Here is a 1463-nt window from a genome sequence, read left to right as displayed (position 1 = left end):
AGGCACAGCACCGACAACAGGAAGTTGACGCCGAGGGTCTTGGCGCTGGCCAGCGCCAGCCAGGCCGTCCACAGCGCGGCCAGCCCGAGCACCCAGCGCGCAACCGTGGGCAGTTGCGGCCAGGCGCCGGGCCCGACCCGCAGCGCCAACGCACCGCCCAGCACCCACACCGCGAACGCCAGCCACCACGCGGGGCTGGCGCCGGCATGAACCCAGCCGGCGGCCATGGCGGCGGCACAGGCCGCGGCCAGCGCCACGCCCAGCCCGATCGCGAGACCGGACGGCGCCGCGTTCAGCCGCGCCCATTCCCAGCCGGCCGCGCCGATCATCAGCAGCGTGAGCAGCGCGAACGGCCACGCCATCGGCGCGAACATCGCCGGCAGCAGCACGAGCAGCAGCACGACGGCGGTGATGATGCGTTGCTTCAGCACGGCTCAGGCCCCCGCCTCGGCCGCCACGTCGGCACTGTTCACGCGGCCGAACCGGCGGTCGCGGCTCGCGTAGTCGGCGAGCGCCGCATCGAGTTGCGCGAGGCCGAACTCCGGCCACAGGCAGTCGCTGAACACCAGCTCGGAGTACGCCACCTGCCACAGCAGGAAGTTGCTGATGCGCACCTCGCCGCCGGTGCGGATGAAGAGGTCGGGATCGGGCGCGAAATTCATCGCCATGTAGCTGCCGAGCTTCGCTTCGTCGAGCTCGTGCGCCGGCACGCCCGCCGCGATGGCCTGCTGGCAGGCCTGCACGATGTCCCAGYGGCCGCCGTAGTTGAACGCGACCGACAGCGTGATGCGCCGGTTCTCGGCCGTGGTGCGCTCGGCCTCGTCCCAGGCGGCGCGCACCTTGTCGGACACCTGCGAGCGGTCGCCGACGATGCGGATGCGAACGCCCTCGCCCGCCAGCTTGGCCAGGTACTTCGAGACGGCGACCAGCACCAGGCTCATCAGTCCGGACACCTCTTCGGTCGGCCGCTTCCAGTTCTCGGACGAGAACGCGAACACGGTGAGGTATTCGATGCCGCGGTCGGCACAGGCCTCGACGGTGCGCACCAGCGCATCGACGCCCTGCTTGTGGCCGAAGAAGCGCGGCATCAGCCGCTTCTTGGCCCAGCGGCCGTTGCCGTCCATCACGATGGCCACGTGGCGTGGAACGCGGGAGACGGTGTCCACAGGGGTCGAGCGGGAAAACAGGGAGGAAACGATGCTGCTTTCACGGCCGCGTCAGACGGCCATGATCTCCGCTTCTTTGCCGGCGATCAGGCGATCGATCTCGGCGATCGTGCGGTCGGTCAGCTTCTGCACCTCGTCGAGCGAGCGGCGCTCGTCGTCTTCGGTGATCTCCTTGTCCTTCAGCAGCTTCTTGGCATGCTCGTTGGCATCGCGGCGCAGGTTGCGCGTGGCGATCTTGGCGTCTTCGCCGGCGTTGCGCACGACCTTGGTCAGGTCGCGGCGGCGCTCTTCGGTGAG

The 1463-nt window shown here is 69.8% G+C and carries 2 protein-coding genes and 1 pseudogene; all 3 read right to left on the bottom strand.

Features of this window, described 5'->3' with window-relative positions:
- Positions 1 to 431 (bottom strand): annotated as a pseudogene (locus tag AC1D01_RS34375) (phosphatidate cytidylyltransferase); the annotation flags it as partial.
- Between the two features lie 3 nt (positions 432 to 434).
- The gene (uppS, locus tag AC1D01_RS34370; RefSeq protein WP_477873942.1) at positions 435 to 1166 is read right to left on the bottom strand and encodes a polyprenyl diphosphate synthase; all 732 of its coding nucleotides are present in this window, start codon (positions 1164 to 1166) and stop codon (positions 435 to 437) included.
- A gap of 51 nt (positions 1167 to 1217) precedes the next feature.
- Positions 1218 to 1463, bottom strand: a 246-nt coding sequence (locus AC1D01_RS34365) for a ribosome-recycling factor (RefSeq protein ID WP_477873940.1), incomplete at its 5' end; no start/stop codon positions are given.

Source organism: Rhizobacter sp. P3_B12, assembly GCF_056402895.1.
This window is presented reverse-complemented; position numbering and strand designations above follow the sequence as displayed.